The sequence below is a fragment of the Streptomyces sp. NPDC001604 genome (assembly GCF_042893475.1).
Lineage (GTDB): Bacteria > Actinomycetota > Actinomycetes > Streptomycetales > Streptomycetaceae > Streptomyces.
Window position 1 is genome coordinate 395,737 of the sequence record NZ_JBIAUY010000004.1, and the last position, 19,002, is coordinate 414,738.

Below are 19,002 nucleotides of genomic sequence, written 5' to 3' on the forward strand. Positions count from 1 at the left end.
TCACACTCCGGCGAGGTGGGGCTCTGGCGCGGGTTCCATGACGGGCAGGTCGATCCGGTCGTGCAGGCGCTGGGCGAGGTGCAGGGCGTCCTCGCCGCTCTCGGCGATGTGGGTGGTGACCTTGGAGCCGCGGATCTCGGCGACCGGGACACCGACGTAGCTGCCGGGTTTGAGGTTCTGGCGGCGCTGCACGGCCTCCAGGTCGACGAAGCCGCCGACGACGGCGACCCACGGTTTCTCGGTCAGCCGTACGGTGTCGATGCCGGCCGCGTGGAAGACGCCGTGGGCGAGGTCGGCGCAGTCGTCGTTGTCGTAACTCAGCACCACCGACCGCTGGTTGAAGACGATGGCGGCCATCTGGTCGCCCTCCCGGCTGATGGTCGTGCCGCGGGAGAACGGTGCCCGGTTGTAGCGGCAGACGATCTCGATGCCGTGCCGCAGGGCGAGCTGCACGGCCCTGCGGTGCAGCACCTTGGCCCCGTACAGGGACATCAGGGCGGCCATGTTGAAGGAGACCTTCGGCAGCAGCCGTGCGCCCCGCACCAGGTGCGGATCGGAGGTGTAGATGCCGTCGACGTCGGAGTGGATCTCGCAGGCGGTACCGCCGAGGGCACGGGCGACGGCGATCGCCGACAGGTCGGAGCTGTTCTTGCCGAGCCAGGTGGGCCGGCCCTGTGCGTCGATCGCCTGGCCACCGGGGACGACGACGACCTCGTACTCGGCCAGGGTCCTGTCGAGCGGTCCCGGGTCCGTCTCGATCACCCGGGCCCACAGGAAGGACGAGTTGGTGATCAGTCCGATCTGGTGGCCGGCCAGGACGGTCGCGGTGCGGCCCCTGCGGTGCAGGGCGGTGGCGAGCAGGTGGGCGCTGATCAGGTCGGCGGTGGCGAGCATGCCGGCCGGGGTGGCGTCCTCGGGGTGGGCGTTGACCTCGTGCAGCCGGCCCCGCAGCTGCTCGGTCTCCCCCTGCATGGCGCTGACCACGACGGCCAGCCGGCGGCCCTCGCGCTCCAGCCGGGCTTCGAGGCCGGCCGCGAGCCTGTCGTAGGCGGCATGGGTACGGAAGGTGGAGCCGCCGAACTTCAGAATGGCAGCGTCGGTCACAGCAACCCCCGGTCGAGAACGGTCTCGGCGATCTGTACGGCGTTCAGGGCGGCCCCGATGCGCAGGTTGTCGGCGACCAGCCAGAGCCAGAAGCCGCGCGGGTTGTGCGGGGCGACCCGGACCCGGCCGACGTGGACGTGGTCCGGTTCGCCCGCGGTCAGCGGGGTCGGGAAGCGGCCCGGGGTGTCCCGGTCGTGGACGGTGACCTCGGGCAGGGCGGCCAGCCGGTCGATCAGCTCGGCGCGGTCGACGGGGGCCGCGGCCTCCACCCACACCGCCTCGGAGTGCGAGTTGACGACCGGGACGCGGACGCAGGTGGTGGTGACGTCGAGGTGCGGCAGGCCGAGGATCTTGCGGGACTCCTGGAGCATCTTCTGCTCCTCCATGGTGAACCCGGTGTCCAGGAGCCGGTCGATGAACGGCACCACGTTGAAGGCGAGCGGGGCGGTGAAGCGTTCCGCGGGCAGTTCGGCGTCGGGGTCGTGCAGGGCGAGTTCGGTGCCCTCCTGGAGTTCCTCGATGCCGTGCTGGCCCTGCCCGGAGGCCGCCTGGTAGGTGCTGACGACCACCTGCCGTATCCCCCACCGCTGCTCGACCGTCTGGAGAAGCCGCACCAGCGGGATGGTCGAGCAGTTGGGGTTGGCGATGATGCCGCTCGCCGGGCGGCCGGTGAGGACGTCCGCGTTGACCTGCGGGACGACCAGCGGGGTGTCCGGGTCCATGCGGAAGGCGTTGGTGTTGTCGATGACCAGTGCGCCCTGGGCGGCGGCCGGCCGGGCCCACTTCTGGCTGACGGACGTCCCGGCGGAGAAGAACGCGATGTCGACGTCCGAGAAGTCGAAGCCGTCCAGGTCCTCCACGGTGCAGGAGAGGCCGTCGACCTCCATCTGCCGCCCCGCCGAACGTGCGGACGCGGCGAGCCGTATGCCGTTGTGGCGCAGGCTCCGGGTCTCGATCAGCTCGATGAGGGTGTGGCCGACCGCTCCGGTCGCGCCGACGAGGGCGATTTGCGGCGCCTTGGTGTCGCTGACGAAGGTCATCGGGGTTCTCCGATCCGGGTGAGCGCGGGTGCCGCCGCCTTGTCCCCGTGCGTACGGCGGCCTCCCGACGGCAGCAGCCGCCAGCCGAGGTTCACGCCGAGTCCCGCCAGGACGATCAGCGGGACGCCCAGGGCCTGAAGGAGCGTGATGTGGTGCCCGTACACGGTGAAGTCGGCGAGGATGGCGACCGCCGGGTAGACGAAGGACAGGACCGCGATCTTCGCGGTGGGCAGTTTCTGGTACGAGGCGTACAGCAGGATGTACATCAGGCAGGTGTGGATGACGCCGAGTCCGACCAGCCAGGCCCAGTCGGCGCCGAGATCGGCGGTCTTGCCGAGTGCCGTGAACGGCAGCAGCAGCGGGATGCCGACCAGCACCTGGGTGAGGGCGGTGAGTTCGGGGCGAACGGACTTCAGGTGCTTGGCGATGACGGTGGCGAAGGCGTACAGCAGCGCGGCGAGCAGTGCCTGGCCGACGCCGAGGAAGTAGGCGCCGTCCTTCTTGCCGTCGGCCGAGGTGAGGTCGGCGACCAGGAGCACGCCGAGGAAGGCGAGGACGATCCAGCCGGCCTGGTGGCGGTTGAGCTTCTCCTTGAAGAGGACCAGCCCGAGGATCACCACGTAGAACGGCTGGGTGTGGTAGACGACCGTGGCCACCGAGATCGACGTCTTGGTGTAACTGCTGAACAGCAGCACCCAGTTGAAGACGATGCACACGCCACCGAGGACCGCGAGGGCGAAGGTGCGGCGGGTGAAGTTGTGATTCCTGAACAGGCCGCGGGCCAGGCAGTACGCGGCGAGGGCGACGGCGCCGAAGACGCAGCGGAAGAAGACCACGTTGAAGCTGGGCTGGCCGGACTCGACGACGAAGACGCCGAGGGTGCCCGACAGGACCATGGCCGCGGTGAGTTCGACGGCTCCTCTGGTCTGCTGCTGACGGCTGGGGGTGCTCACAGTCGGTACCTCTTCTCCGGGTGGATCCGCGTCTCAGTGCAGGGGCACGGCGTAGTGCAGACCACCTCTGGTCCACAGCTCGTTGGGGCCGCGCGGCACATCGAGGCCCGAGGCGCGGCCGAGGTTGCGTTCGTACAGGTCGGCGTAGCTGCCCACGGCGTCGAGGACACGGGCCGCCCACCGCTCGTCGAGGCCGGCGGCGGGGCCGTGCCGGCCGGCCTGGCGGGCGACGGCTTCGCGGCCGGCCTCGCCGGTGCGGTGGCTCTCGTACTCGGCGGCGAACAGGAGCTGCAGCACCCAGCGGCAGATCCGGAACCACCCGGGGTCGTCGTCCCGCACCACGGCGGCCATGGGCTCGCGGGAGATCTCGGCGGGCAGGATCCGGTGCGCCTCGGGGTCGGGGAGGGTTCGTCGCGCGCCGGCCAGGGCCACCTTGTCGAGGACGTACGCGGCGCACTCGCCGAAGGCGTAGGCGCGCAGCGCGTCGGCGGGCCGGTCGAAGGGGACGGGCTCCACGGCGAGACCGCGCGGCCGGTACCAGGCGGCCAGATTGGCCGGGGAGGTGGAGCCGGCGTGCACGGCGAGCCGCCTGCCCGCGAGCTGGGCGGGGTCCTCGAACCCGGATTCCGCGGGCACGAGGAACCCCTCGCCGTCGTAACAGGTGACCCCGGCGAAGAGCAGCCCGTGCGCGGCCTCGCGCCCCATGGTCCAGCTGACGTTGCAGACCGTCAGATCTGCTTGCCCCGCGGCGAGTTGGCTGAGCCGGGCGGCGGATCCGGCCGGGCGCCACTCGACCGCCTCCGGGTCGCCGAGCACGGCGGCGGCGACCGCACGGGCGATGTCCGCGTCCAGCCCGGTCCAACGCCCGTCGGCGCCACACAGCGAGAGCCCGGGCTGTCCCTGGGAGACCAGGGCCCGCACGGCACCACGGGCACGGACGGCGGCCAGCGTGCCGACGAGGGCCGTACGGCCGCTCATGCCCCGCTCCCCAACAGCGAACCGACCAAGTCCCCGCGGTCACAGCCCGCCCCCACCGACGACCGGCCGACCGTCGCCCCGACCGCGCACACGGCACCGGCAGAGCACACGGGCAGACCGGACCGGGCAGGGCTGCCGAGCGACCACCGGCCGTGCACCGGAGCGGCTCGGGTGGCGGCTGTGGTGCGGGGGGTCATGCTGCGGTCCGTAGGAGGGAGCCGACCAGGTCCTCGCGGTCGTAGCGGCGTTCGTTGTGGGCGAGCATGGTGGTCAGGCGGTCGGCCGTGAGGGGTGGGGTGTCCGTGTCGCGGATCGTGACCGGCATGCCGCCCGCCTTCGACCAGCTGAGCATTCCCTGCTCGTCGATGACGGCCCGGGCGGCGTTCGCGTTGTCGCGGTGCAGGCAGTACGGCACGTCGAGGACACCCCGGGCGAAGGCGGTGACCAGGGCGGAGCCGACCGTGCGGCCGAGTTCGAGGGTGGCGCCGATCAGGGTGCGGGCCTCGGTCAGGAGGCCGGTGTCCGTGGGCGGGGGGCACTTGGTGACCGCGCAGTCGGCGGCGGCCTGGCGGGCGACGGCGTCGGCGAACTCCAGGGCCTCGGCGTTCTCCTCGATCGCGGGGATACGGCGGGCCTCGGCGGGCGTCTTCACGATGAGCCGCTCGGTGCCGCTGTGCACGGCGAGGCGGACGCTGTCCTCGACGAGGCGGTAGGAGCCGATGGGGGTGCGCGGGAAGACGCCCATGTAGGTGTAGAGGGTGACGTGCCAGTCGGCGTCGGGGAGGTGGTCGGCCGCGAGACGGCGGAGGGCGGCCAGGGCCTCCAGGTCCTGGCCCAGGTGCACCTGTTGGGCGTAGCTGAGGGAGAGCGAGCGCAGGCCGTGCTCCTGGAAGAACATGGCTTCCAGGACGCTGAGCGCGACCAGCAGGGACGGCGGGCAGAGCTGGCCGAGCATGCAGCCGCCGAAGGTCTCCAGGTGCATGGGCTCGGGGGCCGCCGCGGCGAGCTCGCTGCAGCGGGCCCAGTTGTCGGTCGCCTCGGGGAGCGGGACCCGGCCGTAGGGCAGGCAGTACGACACCGGGCCGCCCTCGGTGGCGTCGACGCCCGCGGCGACCATCGTGCGGAACAGGTCGAGCGGCAGCGGCGATCCGTGTCGTACCTGGACCGGGAAGCCCGGACCGGAGACCTCGCGCAGCAGGTCGCGCACGGTTCCCGCACCGTGGGCCTGCAGCGGGAAGCCGTTGAGCTCGGCTCCCTCGCGCAGGGCCCGGCGGGCGGAGGCGTAGTCGCCGACCCGGGTGTAGCTGTCGAGCGTGATGGTGCCGACCGTGGTGGCCCGGCAGTCCCGCACCGCCCTCAACCCGGCCCGCATCCGGGCGAGTTCACCGAAGCCCATGCGCGGCTGCACGACCAGCCGCCCGGCCGCGGACGCCGTCCGGACGAACTCGGCGAACCGGGGCATCAGCGCGGCGCCCCGGCGACGAGCGGCTCGTGCACGGTTGCTGTCCGGGCCAGCCCGGCGAGGAAGTCACCGAAGGCGGCGAGCATGCGGCCGGCCGGCTGGTCCGACTCGTTGAACACGGCGTCGAAGCCCGCGTCGAGCAGCCGCCGGCCCTCCTCGGCGTCCGCGCCCCGCACCCCGAGCTTGCCCCCGATGACCACCGGCAGGGCGGCCAGTTCGGGATCGCGGCGCAGGGCACGGATCAGGCGCAGACCGTCGAGGTGGCCGTGACCGTTGACGGTGCTCAGCACCAGGAGGTCGGGCCGGTCGGCGCCGCGGCAGGCGTCCATGACGGTCCCGTCCGGCGGGCACACGCCGAGATTGGTCACCTCGTGCCCGGCCTCCTCCAGCAGCAGCTGAAGATAGACCAGATTCCACATGTGCGCGTCGGAAGAAACGCTGGAAACGACAATACGGAGAGACATACCCATCACTCTTGGATTCGCCCGGGCGAAAGTACAGAAGCCGCCCAACGGAGTTCCCGGACCGGAGATCAGGAATTTCCATACATCACGTGTCCGGGGTGTCCACGGCGCCGAGCAGACCGAGCCGGGCGGCGGCCGCGCCCAGCTGGAACCGGGTCACCACGCCGAGTTTCGCGCACATTCCGGCCAGATAGCGGCGCAGTGTGCGGGTGGAGACGCCGAGGCTGCGGGAAATGAATTCGTCGGACCTGCCGCATTCCAGTTGACGTAGGATCGCGACTTCCATGGCGCGGATGTCGCAGGTTTCGCCGAACATGTCGGCCTCCGAGCGTCTACAGAGCGAAGTGCCGCTCCAGGAAATCCGTGGCGACTCCCCCGCGGCGGAACTCCGGGTGGCCGAGTATCTCCTGGTGCATGGGGATCGTGGTGTGGACTCCCGGGCCCGACACCTCGAACTCCGACAGGGCGCGCAGAGCGCGGTCCAGGCAGGTGGCGCGGTCCGGGCCCCAGACGATGAGCTTGCCGATCATCGAGTCGTAGTAGGGGCTGACCCGTGAGCCCGGCACATAGTCGGTGTCGACGCGGACCCAGGGTCCGCCCGGGGTGCGGTAGTTCTCCAGCAGTCCGGGCGTGGGCGCGAAGCCGCGGTCGGGGTCCTCGGCGTTGATACGGCACTCGATGGCGTGGCCGCGGACCTCGATGTCCTCCTGCTTGACGGTCAGCGGGGAGCCGGAGGCCACGCGCAGCTGTTCGCTGACCAGGTCGACTCCGGTGACGAGTTCGGTGACCGGGTGCTCGACCTGGATCCGGGCGTTCATCTCCATGAACCAGAAGGCGTTCTGTGCCTCCGGGTCCGCCTCCAGCAGGAACTCGACCGTTCCCGCGCCCCGGTAGCCGACCGCGCGCGCCCCGGCGACGGCCGCCGCGCCGAGCCTGGCCCGCAGCTCGGGCGGGATGCCGGGGCCGGGCGATTCCTCGACGAGTTTCTGGTGGCGGCGCTGTACGGAGCAGTCGCGTTCGCCGAGGTGGACGGCGCCGTCGAAGTCGTCGCACAGCACCTGGATCTCGATGTGCCGGGTGTCGGTGAGGTAGCGCTCGATGTAGACGGCGCTGTTCTTGAACACCGCCAGGGCGCCGGCCCTTGTCCTCGTGTAGGCGTCGCGCAGGTCCCGCGGCCGCCGTACGACGGTGATGCCGCGCCCGCCGCCGCCCGCCGCGGCCTTGATGATCACCGGGTAGCCGATCTCCCGTGCGATCTCCTCGGCGGCCTCGACCGAGTCGACGGGTTCGGTGGTGCCGGGCAGCAGCGGGAGGCCCGCGGCCGTCATGAGTTTGCGGGCCGTGGCCTTGTCGCCGACGTTCTCCATCACGTCCGGGGGCGGGCCGATGAAGGTGATGCCGTCGTCCGCGCAGATCTCGGCGAAGTACGGGTCCTCGGAGAGGAATCCGTAGCCGGGGTGGATGGCCTCGGCGCCGGTCTTCACGGCGGCGCCGATGATGTTGGGGATGTTGAGGTAGCTGCGGGTGGGGGCGCCGGGGCCGATGTGCACGGCCTCGTCGGCGGCCTTCACGAACTGCGCGTCGGCGTCCGGGGTCGAGTACACGGCGACCGTGCGGACCCCGAGGTCGCGGCAGGTCCGGATGATCCTGAGCGCGATCTCGCCGCGGTTGGCGATGAGCACCTTGTCGAACATGTCGTCGTCCGCCTCGTCTCAGCCGGCCGGGACGAGGTCGATGAGCGGCTGTGCGTACTCGACGACGTCCCCGTCCTGTACATGGATGGCGTGCACGGTGCCCTTGACCTCGGCGGTGATGGAGTTGAGCAGCTTCATCGCCTCGATGATGGCGAGCTGCTGCCCGGCCTCCACGGTGTCGCCGACCTTGACGAAGGGCTCCGCGCCCGGGGAGGAGGCCTGGTAGAACGTGCCGACGAGGGGCGCTGTGACCCGTACCAGGTCTGCGGGGGCGGTCTCCGGCTCCGGAGCCGCGGCCGCCGCCACGGGGGCCGCCTGCACGGCCGGGGCGGCCGGAGCCGCCTGCACCGGCGCGTTCTCCCACTCCACGTCCACGCTGAGGGCGCCGGCCCGCAGCGTGATCCGCCGGAGTGTGCCGGGGAGTTCACCGGCGAGGCGCAGGGTGTGGGCCCGTAGTTCCTCCACCGTCATGTCGGTGCTGTCCTCGGCTCGGGTGGTGGTCACCTCAGTGCTCATCGTGCGTCTCCCAGTCCACTACGGGCTGCAGTCGGGGGTCCCCGAAGCGGTCGTACCGCCTCCGTCGGGCGTCGACGAGCTGCTCGCCGGAGAGGTCGAGCAGCGGGGCGAGGGTCCGCGCGAGGGCGCTCCTGACCGTCAGCGCGGTGGTGTGCGGTGCGGTGTGGGCGCCGTCGGGCGGCTCGGGCACGATGCCGTCGACGACGCCGAGGCGCAGCAGTTCGGAGGCGGTCAGACGCAGGGCGTCGGCCGCGCGGTCCGCGTGTTCGGCGGTGCCGAAGAGGATCGTGGAGCAGCCCTCGGGGCTGATGACCGAGTAGTAGGCGTTCTCCAGGATGAGTACGGAGTTGGCGACACCGAGGGCGAGCGCGCCGCCGCTGCCGCCCTCGCCGGTGACGACGGAGACGACCGGGACGCGCAGCCGGGACAGTTCGAGGATGCACTCGGCGATGGCCACGCTCTGGCCGCGTTCCTCGGCTCCGATGCCCGGGAAGGCGCCCGGGGTGTCGATGAACGCGATCACCGGCAGCCCGAACCGGTCCGCGAACCGCATCAGCCGCAGTGCCTTGCGGTAGCCCTCGGGGTTCGGCATGCCGAAGTTGCTGCGCACCAGCTCGGCCGTGTCGTGGCCCTTCTGGTGCCCGAGGACCACGACGCTCTGCCCGCCGAACCGGGCGATGCCGCCGACCAGCGCCTCGTCGTCGCCGAAGGCACGGTCGCCGTGCAGGGCGACGAAGTCGTCGAAGACGTACCCGATGTACTCCAGGGTGGTGGGCCGCTGGATGTCGCGCGCGAGGGCGACGGTCTCACGGGTGGTACGGGTGGTCGGAACCGGGGCAGTGAGCACCGAGTCCCCGGATTCTTCGGGGAGTTCGGGCACGGACGGGCCCAGCAACGTCAGCAGCCGCGCCAACTGTTCGCGCTGGCTCTCCCGTGGTACGACGGCGTCGATCATGCCGTGTTCGAGGAGGAACTCGGCGCTCTGGAAGCCGGCCGGCAGCTCCTGGCGGATGGTGTTGCGGATGACCTGGGGCCCGGCGAAGCCGAGGAGGCTGCCGGGCTCGGCGAGGACGACGTCGCCGAGCATCGCGAAGGAGGCGCTGACCCCGCCGAAGGTCGGGTCGGTGTTGAGGTTGATCACCGGCACCCGGGCCTCGCGCAGGGCGGCGATCCACTGGGAGGTCTTGGCCATCTGCATCAGCGACAGCGCGCCCTCCTGCATCCGCGCCCCGCCGGAGGCGGCGATCAGGAGGAGCGGCAGCCGTTCGGCGAGGGCGGTGCGGGCCGCGGCGGCGACGGTCTCGCCGACGACGGTGCCCATGCTGCCACCCATGAAGGTGAAGTCGAGGACGGCGACGACCAGTTGACGGCCGCGCACGCTCATCCGCCCGGCGAGCACCGCGTCCTGCCGCCCGGTCCGGGACTGGGCGTCCCGCAGCCGGTCGGGGTACGGCTTGCTGTCACGGAAGCCGAGCAGGTCGCGCGGCGCGTAGCTGTCGGGGAACGCCTCGAAGCTGCCCGCGTCGGCGAGCTGGGCGATCCGCACGTCGGGTGGGATACGGAAGTGGAACTGGCACTCGGGGCACACCTTGCGGTTGCGGTCGAGTCGTTTGCCGTAGATGTACGCGCCGCAGGACGCGCACCGGCGCCACTGGACGTCCTGTCCGGCCCGGATGGGCCCTGGTGTGGTCGTCACGTTGTGCTCCGCTCTTGTCGACTGCCGCTGCCGCGCTCCCGTGGCACCGGCACGGCCCGCTGGGGCCGGCTGTCGGTGGCCGCGGCGATGCCGAACGGCGGCATGTTGCGGTAGACGGTGTGCATGCGCGCCGGGTCGACGACATACGCCTCGTGGTAGATGCCGACCGCGCCGTTGTCGGCGACGGTGCGGTTGAAGCGGCCCCAGGCGGGCCGGTGGGCGGCGTCCGTGTCGTGCGCGTACGCCATCAGCTCGTCCATGGAGCGCCAGTACTGGATCACCACCACCGTGCGGCCGATCCACGTGCGGGCGCCCAGGAAGCCGTACTCCTTCTGCTTGTGGAGCTCGACCAGCATCGGGACCATCGCCGTGAAGGACGGCAGCCAGCGGTGCACCTTCCAGAAGCTGTTGATCCGCATGCCGATGAGGAACACCACGGTTCCCTCGGGCGGGTCCGCCACCTGGGGCACTAACTCGACCTTGGCTGCCACGGAAGCTCCCATCGGAGTCTCAGAAGGGGTACGTGCGCGGGGGCGTGCTGGTGGTGAGGGTGCGCCAGCGGGTGAACGCCTCGAGGCTCGCGCGCCCGCCGAAGCCGGAGCCGTTGCCGGAGGCGCCGATACCGCCGAAGGGCAGGCCGGCGTCCTGGACGACGGTCTGGTCGCCGATGTGGGTGACACCGCAACGGAGTTGGCGGCCGATGGCTTCTCCACGTGCCGTGTCGCCGGTGTAGACGGCGGCCGTCAGACCGTGGTCGCTGGTGTTGGCGAGGCGGACGGCCGCCGCGTCGTCCGCGAAGGCGGTGACCGTGGCGACCGGTCCGAAGACCTCCGTGTGGAAGACGTCCATCTGCTCGGTGACGTCGGCGAGGACGGTCGGCGGATAGTACGGCGGCTGCGGACGCCCCCCGGTGACCAGCCGGGCGCCCTGGGCGACGGCCTGCTCGACGGCGTTGGCGACGGTCGTGAGCTGGCGCCGGTCGATCACGGGGCCGATCTGCGCGTCGGAACGGTAGGGGTCGCCGATGCGCAGGGCGGCCGCGTGCCGGGCGAGCGCCTGGGTGTACTGCTCGGCGATCGACCGGTGCACCAGGTGACGGCGGGCGGACATGCAGATCTGCCCCTGGTGCAGGAAGGAGCCCCAGGCCCCGGCGGCCGCGGCCTGCTCCACGTCGACGTCGTCGAGCACCACGAAGGCGTTCTGGCCGCCGAGTTCGAGCACGACCCGCTTGAGCAGCCGCCCGCACTGCGCGCCGATCTCGCGGCCCACCTCGGTCGACCCGGTGAACGACACCATGGCCACGTCGGGCGCCTGCACCAGCGCCGAGCCGGCCTCCGCGTCGCCGTGCACGACCTCCAGCACGTGCGGCGGCAGCCCCGCGCCGGCGAACGCCTCGACGAAGAGACGGCCGCCGCTGAGCGGGGTGTGCGGGTCGGGCTTGAGGAGCACGGTGTTGCCGAGGGCGAGCGCCGGGCCCAGGGAGCGGGCCGCGAGCAGCAGCGGGAAGTTCCAGGGCACGATCACGCCGACCACGCCCAGCGGGACGCGGGTCACCTCGGCCGCGCGGTCGGGGTCGTCGGCGGGCGGGTGCGGGAGCCCGGGATGCCGGGCCAGCCGCGCCCCGTGCCGCAACTCCTGTGCGGCCTGGTGCACTTCGAAGAACGCCTTGCCGGGGATCGCGCCGCCCTCCCGCACCAGCAGCTCCTGTGCCTGCTCGGCACGCTGCACCAGCAGGTCGGCGGCGCGTTCGACGATCGCGGCGCGCTCCTCGGCGGGCGTGGCCGCCCAGGCGTGGGCCGCGGCGCCGGCCCGGCGGGCGGCGGAGGTGACGCGGTCGGGGGTGGACAGCTCGACGGCGCCGAGCGGTTCGCCGGTGGTGATCTCCCGGCTCACCAGCCGGGTCTCGGACGCGGTGAGGGCGGTCACCTGGGCACCTCGGTTTCGGCTTTGTCGTGGGTGCGTACGGGGCAGCGGGCGCAGTCCTCGTCGAGGGCGGCCGGCATGCCGTCCCGGTCGAGGGCGCGCCGCAACCGGCGCAGACAGCGGGTGCGGATCGGGCCGACCGAGCTCACCGGCATGGACAGCGCGGCGGCGATCTCCTGGTACGAGGCCGGCGGGTCCTGCAAGGCACGCAGCAGGAGTTCGCGGCACTGGTCGGAGAGACCGTCGAGGGCGCGCAGCACCTCCTGGCCGCGGTCGGCACGCAGGGTGATCTGCTCCGGGCTCTCGTGGTGGTCGAGCAGATGCTCCAGCGAGGCGCTGTCGCCGACCATCACCAGACGCCGGTCGCGGGTGGCCGCCTTGATGGCCTCGCGGCGGGCGACGGTGGCGAGCCAGTCGCCCAGCCGGTCGGGGTCGCGGATGCGGTCGGCGTTCTGCATCAGCCGGAACCAGGTCAGCTGGCGCACGTCCTCGGCGTCGACCCGGCTCACCCGGTGGCTGCGGGCCACCGACCAGACCAGCCGGCCGTACCGGCCGACGGTCTCGTCCCAGGCCTCCGCCTCACCACGGGCACAACCCGCGAGCAGCTCCGCGTTCCCCTTCGCCGGCATCGCTCGTCCTCCGTCTGCGACCGCCCGCACGGCAGCGGGCTCCGGCTTCCATGCAACACACCGCGCGTCACGGCCGGAAACGGATGACGGCGTCAGGTAGCGGTCAGACCAGGAGTGGACAGCGTGGAGTGGGCAGTTGCTCATCGGGGGCCGCCCGCGGAGGACTCCGGCAGCAGCTCGGCCATGGCCGAACGCAGCCGTACGGGGATCGGCCCGGGCTCGTTCTCGCTGCCGCGGATGGCGATGCCGAGCGCGAAGCGGTCCCAGACCTGCAGCACCTGGATCTGCCACAACGGCCGCTCCTCCTGCGGGATCTCGTCGTCGACGACGGCCAGGCCGCCGCCCCTGAGCCGGTGTACGGAGAAGGCGTCGAAGCCGCGGGCCATGCCCATGCCGGTGGCCTTGGTGTAGGCCTCCTTGGCCACCCAGGAGTCCGCGAAGGCGTGCCCCTGCTGGTCCTCCCGGTCGCGGCGCAGCACCTCCTGCTCCAGCGGGGTGAAGACCTTCGGCGCGAACTGGAGGGCCTCGGGGCGGGCCGGGGTGTTCTCGGCGTCGACGCCCGCGGTACGGCCGCGCACCACGATCGCGGCGATCAGCCCGTTGGTGTGGGTGATGTTGAAGTCGAGCCCCCAGTCGGCGCCTTGGACGGTGGGCCGCCCGAACCGGCCCTTGTCGAAGCGCCACTCCCCCGGCGCCACGTCGGCGTACTGCGAGAGCACCTGGCGGGAGAGCAGCCGGGCGCCGAGGAAACGGGTGCGGGCGGCGGGGAAGAGCAGCCGGTCGTGCCGGGCCCGCTCCTCCTCGGTGAGCAGTTCGAGGCCGCCGGTGGCCTCGGCGAACCGTTCCACGTCCTCCTCGGCGAGAAGCCAGACGTCGGCGCCTTCGGCCAGCGGGTCGCCGGCGGGCTCGCGCTCCAGCGACGTGTCGGGGGCCTCGGTCGTACGCATCTCCCGGTCACCAACTCACCTGGAACGGACGGAAGGAGAACAGCAGCCCCTCGCGGTGGGCGCCCGCCATGACCTCGGCGACGGCGTCGACGTCCTCGGGTCCGGTCACCCGGCGCCTGGGGTGGAAGCGCCGCAGCAGCCGCTCCAGGCAGAGCAGGAGGACGGCCGGTGAGCGCAGGGCGGGCGCGAAGCTGTCGCGTCCGCGCAGGTAGAGGTGGACGCAGGCGGCTGCCGCCGACACGGCCGCGTACTGCTTGGCGAGGTCGTACAGCTCGGCGGACTGCCCGGCCTGCTGCCCCTGTTCGGCGAGGAGTTTGGCGTGCTCGTCGGCGAGGCGGTGCACTTCGTCGGCGAGCTGCCCCGCGGTGTCGGCGCACCCGGCCAGCCATGCGGCCTCGCGGCCCTGCGCTTCGTCCGCCGCCCGGCGCAGTTCGGCGACGGCCGAGCGGAGGGCGAGTACGGAGTCGTCGCCGCCGCGGCTGAAGAGCTGCTGCGCGGCGGGCTCGTAGGGCTCCATGGGGTGGGCGGGATCGAAGAGCCGGGTGGTGGCTGAGACCGCCTCGGCCACGGGGGCGGGTTCCTGAGCGACGACGTTCGCGAGCAGGTTCTGCAGCTGCAGGGCGATGTTCTTGAGGTTCACCACGGTGTTGCCGTCGGCGAAGTTGGAGATCGCGAAGTCGCGCAGCACCTTCTGGAAGATGCCGTGGCGGGGGTGGTCGCGCAGGTAGTAGCGGGCGCCGAGGACGGTGGTCAGCCGGGAGAGGGTCTCCTCCAGCAGGGTCGGCACGAAGTACTTGACGACGGAGGACCAGATGCTGGCCTGGGCGGGGGCGAGCTGGAGCGACCGTACGGCGCCGGTGGTGAGTGCGTCGGCGACCAGCAGCTCGGCGAAGCACTCGGCCAACTGCCGCTTCGAGTACGGCACTTCGAGCACCGTCCCGCCGAAGATGACACGGCGGGAGGCGAAGTCGAGGGTGCTGCGCAGGGCGGTGTCCACGCAGCTCATGGCAATGCTGGAAATCGCGATCCGTGCCAACTGGCTGCTCTTCAGGGCGACTTCGAGCCCCTGCCCGACCCGTCCGACGAGTGCCGAGTCGGGCACGAAGCAGTCGGTGAGCCGCACCCCGCTCATGTCGAGGCCGCGCAGGCCGTGGAGCGGCTCGTCGCGCAGATGCTCCAGCTGCTCGGCCGGGATGCCGGCCTTCTCGACGGCGAAGACCGAGTACCCGCCGGGCCCGCCCTTCTCGGAGGTACGGGCGAAGACCATGACCGTGGCGGCGACCGTGGCATTGCCGATGGTCCACTTCTCGCCGCTGAGCAGCCAGCCGCCGTCGGTGCGCCGGGCGACGGTCTCGTTCGCCAGTACGTCACTGCCGTGCCGCCGCTCGGACAGCCCCCAGGCCAGCTTCCTGCCGTCGCGGATGGCGTCGGCGAAGTACTGCCGCTGCTCGGGGCTGCCGGCGATCCACACCGGCATATAGCTGAGGCTGGTCAGCACCATGGCGGTGGCGGAGGTGGGGTCGCGGCGGCCGACGAGGCGGTACAGGTTGAACCCGTCCTCGACATGGACGGCCCTGCCACCGTTGGCGGCGGGGACGATCCAGTCGTACAGGCCCCACTCGGCCAGGGTGTCCACGAACTCGTGCGGGTACTCCTGGCGTTCGTCGAGGTCGAGGATGCGCGGGTACGGCATGGGGCCACCGGCGTCCCACGGGTCGCCGAGATACCGCTCCAGGTCCGCCATCAGCGCGGTGAGGTCGGTCATGTCGTCTCGTCCTCCTCGGATGCCGGTCCGTCGGACAGCCGGACCGGGAACGCGGTGAACAGGAGCCGCTCGGCGTCGAGCGAAGTGAGCGCGCGGGCCGCTGGCGGCAGATCGGAAGCCGCCTGCCGGGGATCACGTCCCTCGGCCAGGGCGAGCAGCACGGCCAGAACGGCGGTGAGCCACCCGGCCCCGGCGGGCCCCTCGCCGTACAGGCCGCGGTCGGGGTGCGCATACCAGGCGAGGGCGGCCGCGGCGGCCGTGTACAGCAGGCAACACCTTTCGGCGAGGTCGAGCAGCTCGGGCGAGGCCCCGAGACCACGGGACCGGTCGCGCTGGGCCTCGGCGGCGGTGGCAAATGTGTCGGCGAGAGCGGTACGTACGTCCCGCACGAGACCGGCACCCCGTTCTTCGCCCCGTGCCCTGAGGTCCCGCGCGATTTCTTCCGCACGTGCCGCAAACCCGAGGAGCACAAGGTCCTTGGGCCGCGCGGAGAGGTCGAGCGCTCCCGGATCGAGCCCGGGAAGCGGCTCCCCGAAGGCGAACAGGGAGTCGAGACCGGCTGGGGCCGCAGGCCCAGGCGGGTACGGCAGTCCATCACCGGCCGAAGCCTCAAACCGGGTCGGCATACGGGACCCGGCCCCGGCGGGACCCCCGCCCGCATGGCCGTTCCCAACGCCGGACCCCGGCCTCGCCGACCCCCCGAAGCGATCCGGGGAACCGTCCGCGGCCGGCGCAACCACAACGCCCCCCGTCCGCGCCGAGCTCGCCGACACAGCCGCGGACCCGGATCCCGCCGGGAGCCGACCGTCAGCCCCCACGTCGGACCCTCGCTGCGCCGCCCCCTCGAAGAGAGCCGGGGTACCTGGACCGGAGACCGGTTGCTCCGGGCCCGCGGGCACGGCTGGAGAGCCGGGCCCGGCCGCGGGGAGCCCGGGCGTGCCGTCGGCCTCGGCTGCCGGCCTTGCCCAGGGGGCGAACGTCGGGGCGTAGCCCGGGAGTTGCAGGGCCACCGCGCGTAGTACGCCGAGCGGGCTGGTGTCGATCGACTCCACGACGGTGTTGTCCCGCTGGGCCTTGTCGATGACGGCGCCGGGGCCGTGGGCCAGGACTCCGCGGGCGCCCAGCAAGGAGCGGGAGCGGGTCACCGTGAAGGCCGTCAGGCTGGTGGCCACGCGCTTGACGATCGACGAGCACAGGCCGAATGTCGCTGGTGACAGGTGGGCGTAGCGGGCGGCTGTCAGGGACAGGAGGTCCGCCGCGAACAACTCTGCTGCTGCCACGGCCAGTTCGCGGGAGCCGTGGGCGGTGTCCGCGACCCGGACGCCGCCGATCCGCCGCCCCTGTGTGAAGCGCAGTGCCGTGCGCAGTGCCGTGTCCGCCGTCGCCAGGCAGGCCGCCGTGCTGAGCAGCCGTACCACCTGCTGGGCCCGCATCGCGCCCGCGAGGCCGCCGCCCAGGTCCCCGATCACCGCCGACTGCGGTACCGGAGTGCCGTCGAAGGTCAGGTCGGCGAAGTCGATGCCCCGCATTCCGGTGACGGCCTGTGCGGGCTGCCGCCGTACTCGGGACAGCTCGCGAGGCCCCAGCAGCACCGCCGTGAACGCCGCCGGGCCGCGCGCTGCCGTGCGGGCCACCACGACCGCGGCGTCTGCGGTGGCGCCCCGGCCGACGAGCCACTTGCGTCCGGTCAGCCGGAACCCTCCGTCCTGCGCGGGATCGAGGCGGCACTCGCCCGCCAGGACGTCGCTGCCCGAGCGTTCCTCGGAGAGCGCGAAGGCGATCGTCCGCCCCTCCTGCACCCAGTCGGCGACGGTCTTCGCCTGCTCGGGAGTGCCCGCCGCGAGCACCGTCATCACGGCGGAGCAGGACAGCAGGGTGGCGGGCATGATCGCGGCATCGCGCCGGGCGGCCACCCGTATCAGCTGCAGCGTGTCGTCCAGTCCGCGCAGTGCGCCGCCCAGCGACGGGGGCAGACAGGCGAGCGGGAAGTCGACGGAGTCGAGACGGGCGGCGAAGGCGTGCGGGAAGTCTCCGCGGTCGTCCCGCGCGACCCCGGCTCCGAAGCCGTAGACGTTGTCCGCCCGCCAGGGGTCACCCAGCAGTTCGTCGAGGAGCGCCGCAGCGGCGAAGGGCGCCGTCATGGCCGTACCTCCAGGGCCGGGTCGGGCTGCGGCACCGGGTAGTCGGCGATCGCGGGTGAGAGCGCGAGGCCCGCTGCCCGCAGCATGGACAGGCGCTGGTGGAAGGCGGCGCCGGTCATGATGTGGCGGGCGACGTCGGCGACGCGGCGGTTCCGCGGAGCGGCCAGATACGTGCCCCGGACCCAGGAGTTGAAGCTGCCCATCGCGGGGCCGCACCAGATCTGGTAGTCGACCGCCCGGTCCGCCTCCCCCGTCTTGGCCCAGCGCGAGGCCATGCCCAGGTACCAGCGGAAGATCAGCGCGGCCCGCCGTTTGGGGCTGGCGGCGGCGCGGGCGAGCTGGTCGGGGTCGCGGCGCTCGAAGTAGGCGACGGTCTCCGCCCAGACGTCCTCCAGAGGGCGCCGGAAGAGCTGCTTCTCGATACGGGCGCGGGCCGCGGCCGGGATCGCGTCGATGCCGTCGTGGTCGCGGTAGAGCTCGTAGAGGAGCCGGGCGCGCATCGGGAAGAGCGTGCCGCGCTTGAGGACCTGCAGCTCCACGCCCATCTCGAACATGTCCGCCGCGGGCGCCATCTCGAAGTCCGCGAGGTCGGCCTGCGCCAGCATCTCCTTGACCTGCGCGGAGGTGCCGGCCTCGATGCAGGACTGGTTGACGGAGCCGGTCACCACATAGTCGGCGCCCATCGCGAAGGCCGCCCAGGCCGCCTCGGGCGTGCCGATCCCGCCCGCCGCCCCGACCCGGAGCCGCACCGGGTACCCCAACTCCCGCACCAGCCCGTCCCGTTGACGGATGATCACCGGCAGCTGCGCGGGCAGCGAGCGCCGGTCGGTGTGCCCGCCGGAGTCGGCCTCCACGGTGATGTCGTCGGCGAGCGGCACCCGTTCGGCGAGCCGCGCCTGCTCCGCGGTGATCGCGCCCTCGTCGAGCAGCGCCCGCACCATCGGCTCGGGCGCGGGCCGCATGAACAGCTCCGCGAGTTCCGTACGGGAGATCTTGGCGATGACCTTGTTCTCGGCGACCACCCCGTGCGGCCCGCCGGCCCGCAGCCCGGCCAGCCGGTAGCGCACGATGTGCGGGGTGAGCGCCAGGAACGCGGACGCCTCCACGCACGGCACCCGGTGCTTCAGATACAGGTCGACGGCGGTGCGCTCCAGCCGCTCCTCGCTGGGGCTGTGGATCAGATTGCAGGCGTACGGCAGCCCCGGGATCTCGGCCGCGAAGCGCACCAGCGCCTTCTCCACCGCCTCGGGCAGCAGCCCGGCCGCCCCGTACGAGCCGAGGTAGCCGGCCCTGGCCATGGCGATCACCAGGTCGGCGGAGGCGATGCCGTTCGCCATGGCGCCGCTCATGTACGCCTCACGCACCCCGTACGCCTCCAGGAAGGCGGCGCTGCCCAGGCGTTCGGGCCCGAGCGGCGGCACGGCGGCGACGACCTCGTGCTCCCCGCCGGGCCGCACGCCTCCGCCTGCGGCGGCGCCGAGGCCGTAGGGCCCGCGCAGTATGTAGACGGGCTCGTCGAGGCGCATCAGCGCCTCCTGGATCCCGCTGTCGCCGACCGCGGGTGCGGGTCCGCTCCAGCGCGGGCGCGGCTGTTCGGTGCTCATGTGTACGTCTCCTTGGTCCGTTTGCCGCTGTTCGCTCCGCGGGAAGTGCCGCAATGGGCCGTCGATCGTCTGCGGTGTCTGCCGTG

General features: G+C 72.4%; 17 protein-coding genes. All 17 read right to left on the bottom strand.

The features are described from left to right. A complete protein-coding gene (locus ACFY1E_RS14900) occupies positions 1-1,104 on the bottom strand; it encodes an aspartate kinase (protein ID WP_389075593.1) in 1,104 nt (367 codons plus the stop codon). Then, the gene (locus ACFY1E_RS14905; protein ID WP_389075595.1) at positions 1,101-2,144 is read right to left on the bottom strand and encodes an aspartate-semialdehyde dehydrogenase; all 1,044 of its coding nucleotides are present in this window, start codon (positions 2,142-2,144) and stop codon (positions 1,101-1,103) included. Before ACFY1E_RS14905 ends, ACFY1E_RS14900 begins: the two co-directional genes overlap by 4 nt. Then, the gene (locus ACFY1E_RS14910) at positions 2,141-3,040 is read right to left on the bottom strand and encodes a DMT family transporter (RefSeq protein ID WP_389076031.1); all 900 of its coding nucleotides are present in this window, start codon (positions 3,038-3,040) and stop codon (positions 2,141-2,143) included. The genes ACFY1E_RS14905 and ACFY1E_RS14910 overlap by 4 nt, the downstream gene beginning before the upstream one ends. Positions 3,041-3,130: 90 nt before the next feature. Next, the gene (locus tag ACFY1E_RS14915) at positions 3,131-4,075 is read right to left on the bottom strand and encodes a transporter substrate-binding domain-containing protein (RefSeq protein ID WP_389075597.1); all 945 of its coding nucleotides are present in this window, start codon (positions 4,073-4,075) and stop codon (positions 3,131-3,133) included. Between the two features lie 193 nt (positions 4,076-4,268). Continuing rightward, positions 4,269-5,537: a methylaspartate mutase gene (locus ACFY1E_RS14920; protein ID WP_389075600.1), complete on the bottom strand. Its 1,269-nt coding sequence runs from the start codon at positions 5,535-5,537 to the stop codon at positions 4,269-4,271. Further along, positions 5,537-6,001 (bottom strand): cobalamin B12-binding domain-containing protein, encoded by a 465-nt coding sequence (locus ACFY1E_RS14925; protein ID WP_389075602.1) that lies wholly within the window; start codon positions 5,999-6,001, stop codon positions 5,537-5,539. Before ACFY1E_RS14925 ends, ACFY1E_RS14920 begins: the two co-directional genes overlap by 1 nt. 85 nt (positions 6,002-6,086) lie before the next feature. Further along, complete coding sequence (locus ACFY1E_RS14930) at positions 6,087-6,317, bottom strand: LuxR C-terminal-related transcriptional regulator (protein WP_389075604.1); 231 nt, start codon at positions 6,315-6,317, stop codon at positions 6,087-6,089. Positions 6,318-6,333: 16 nt separating this feature from the next. Next, on the bottom strand, positions 6,334-7,695 hold the full coding sequence (gene accC / locus ACFY1E_RS14935; RefSeq protein WP_389075606.1) for an acetyl-CoA carboxylase biotin carboxylase subunit: 1,362 nt from the start codon (positions 7,693-7,695) through the stop codon (positions 6,334-6,336). Between the two features lie 18 nt (positions 7,696-7,713). Further along, complete coding sequence (gene accB, locus ACFY1E_RS14940) at positions 7,714-8,211, bottom strand: acetyl-CoA carboxylase biotin carboxyl carrier protein (RefSeq protein WP_389075608.1); 498 nt, start codon at positions 8,209-8,211, stop codon at positions 7,714-7,716. Further along, on the bottom strand, positions 8,201-9,907 hold the full coding sequence (locus tag ACFY1E_RS14945; RefSeq protein ID WP_389075610.1) for an acetyl-CoA carboxylase carboxyltransferase subunit alpha: 1,707 nt from the start codon (positions 9,905-9,907) through the stop codon (positions 8,201-8,203). The genes accB and ACFY1E_RS14945 overlap by 11 nt, the downstream gene beginning before the upstream one ends. Next, on the bottom strand, positions 9,904-10,398 hold the full coding sequence (locus ACFY1E_RS14950; RefSeq protein WP_389075612.1) for a DUF4188 domain-containing protein: 495 nt from the start codon (positions 10,396-10,398) through the stop codon (positions 9,904-9,906). Before ACFY1E_RS14950 ends, ACFY1E_RS14945 begins: the two co-directional genes overlap by 4 nt. A 19-nt stretch (positions 10,399-10,417) precedes the next feature. Then, positions 10,418-11,833: an aldehyde dehydrogenase family protein gene (locus tag ACFY1E_RS14955; RefSeq protein ID WP_389075614.1), complete on the bottom strand. Its 1,416-nt coding sequence runs from the start codon at positions 11,831-11,833 to the stop codon at positions 10,418-10,420. Next, entirely contained in the window at positions 11,830-12,459 is a 630-nt protein-coding gene (locus ACFY1E_RS14960) for an RNA polymerase sigma factor (RefSeq protein ID WP_389075617.1), read from the bottom strand. The genes ACFY1E_RS14955 and ACFY1E_RS14960 overlap by 4 nt, the downstream gene beginning before the upstream one ends. 140 nt (positions 12,460-12,599) lie before the next feature. Further along, positions 12,600-13,406 (bottom strand): 4'-phosphopantetheinyl transferase family protein, encoded by an 807-nt coding sequence (locus ACFY1E_RS14965; protein WP_389075619.1) that lies wholly within the window; start codon positions 13,404-13,406, stop codon positions 12,600-12,602. A gap of 7 nt (positions 13,407-13,413) precedes the next feature. Further along, a complete protein-coding gene (locus tag ACFY1E_RS14970) occupies positions 13,414-15,171 on the bottom strand; it encodes an acyl-CoA dehydrogenase family protein (RefSeq protein WP_389075622.1) in 1,758 nt (585 codons plus the stop codon). Continuing rightward, positions 15,168-17,312 carry an acyl-CoA dehydrogenase family protein gene (locus tag ACFY1E_RS14975; RefSeq protein WP_389075624.1) on the bottom strand — a complete coding sequence of 715 codons (2,145 nt, stop codon included), beginning with the start codon at positions 17,310-17,312 and terminating at the stop codon, positions 15,168-15,170. The genes ACFY1E_RS14970 and ACFY1E_RS14975 overlap by 4 nt, the downstream gene beginning before the upstream one ends. Continuing rightward, positions 17,309-18,916, bottom strand: coding sequence for a PfaD family polyunsaturated fatty acid/polyketide biosynthesis protein (locus ACFY1E_RS14980; protein WP_389075627.1), 1,608 nt, complete (start codon positions 18,914-18,916; stop codon positions 17,309-17,311). Before ACFY1E_RS14980 ends, ACFY1E_RS14975 begins: the two co-directional genes overlap by 4 nt. Positions 18,917-19,002 lie beyond the last annotated feature (86 nt).

Bases quoted from the DNA above. Each gene is read 5' to 3' on its own strand.
- ACFY1E_RS14905 (WP_389075595.1), bottom strand. From the start codon at position 2,144: ATGACCTTCGTCAGCGACACCAAGGCGCCGCAAATCGCCCTCGTCGGC.
- ACFY1E_RS14910 (WP_389076031.1), bottom strand. From the start codon at position 3,040: ATGGTCCTGTCGGGCACCCTCGGCGTCTTCGTCGTCGAGTCCGGCCAG.
- ACFY1E_RS14915 (WP_389075597.1), bottom strand. From the start codon at position 4,075: ATGAGCGGCCGTACGGCCCTCGTCGGCACGCTGGCCGCCGTCCGTGCC.
- ACFY1E_RS14920 (WP_389075600.1), bottom strand. From the start codon at position 5,537: ATGCCCCGGTTCGCCGAGTTCGTCCGGACGGCGTCCGCGGCCGGGCGG.
- ACFY1E_RS14925 (WP_389075602.1), bottom strand. From the start codon at position 6,001: ATGTCTCTCCGTATTGTCGTTTCCAGCGTTTCTTCCGACGCGCACATG.
- ACFY1E_RS14930 (WP_389075604.1), bottom strand. From the start codon at position 6,317: ATGTTCGGCGAAACCTGCGACATCCGCGCCATGGAAGTCGCGATCCTA.
- accC (WP_389075606.1), bottom strand. From the start codon at position 7,695: ATGTTCGACAAGGTGCTCATCGCCAACCGCGGCGAGATCGCGCTCAGG.
- accB (WP_389075608.1), bottom strand. From the start codon at position 8,211: ATGAGCACTGAGGTGACCACCACCCGAGCCGAGGACAGCACCGACATG.
- ACFY1E_RS14960 (WP_389075617.1), bottom strand. From the start codon at position 12,459: ATGCCGGCGAAGGGGAACGCGGAGCTGCTCGCGGGTTGTGCCCGTGGT.
- ACFY1E_RS14965 (WP_389075619.1), bottom strand. From the start codon at position 13,406: ATGCGTACGACCGAGGCCCCCGACACGTCGCTGGAGCGCGAGCCCGCC.
- ACFY1E_RS14970 (WP_389075622.1), bottom strand. From the start codon at position 15,171: ATGACCGACCTCACCGCGCTGATGGCGGACCTGGAGCGGTATCTCGGC.
- ACFY1E_RS14975 (WP_389075624.1), bottom strand. From the start codon at position 17,312: ATGACGGCGCCCTTCGCCGCTGCGGCGCTCCTCGACGAACTGCTGGGT.
- ACFY1E_RS14980 (WP_389075627.1), bottom strand. From the start codon at position 18,916: ATGAGCACCGAACAGCCGCGCCCGCGCTGGAGCGGACCCGCACCCGCG.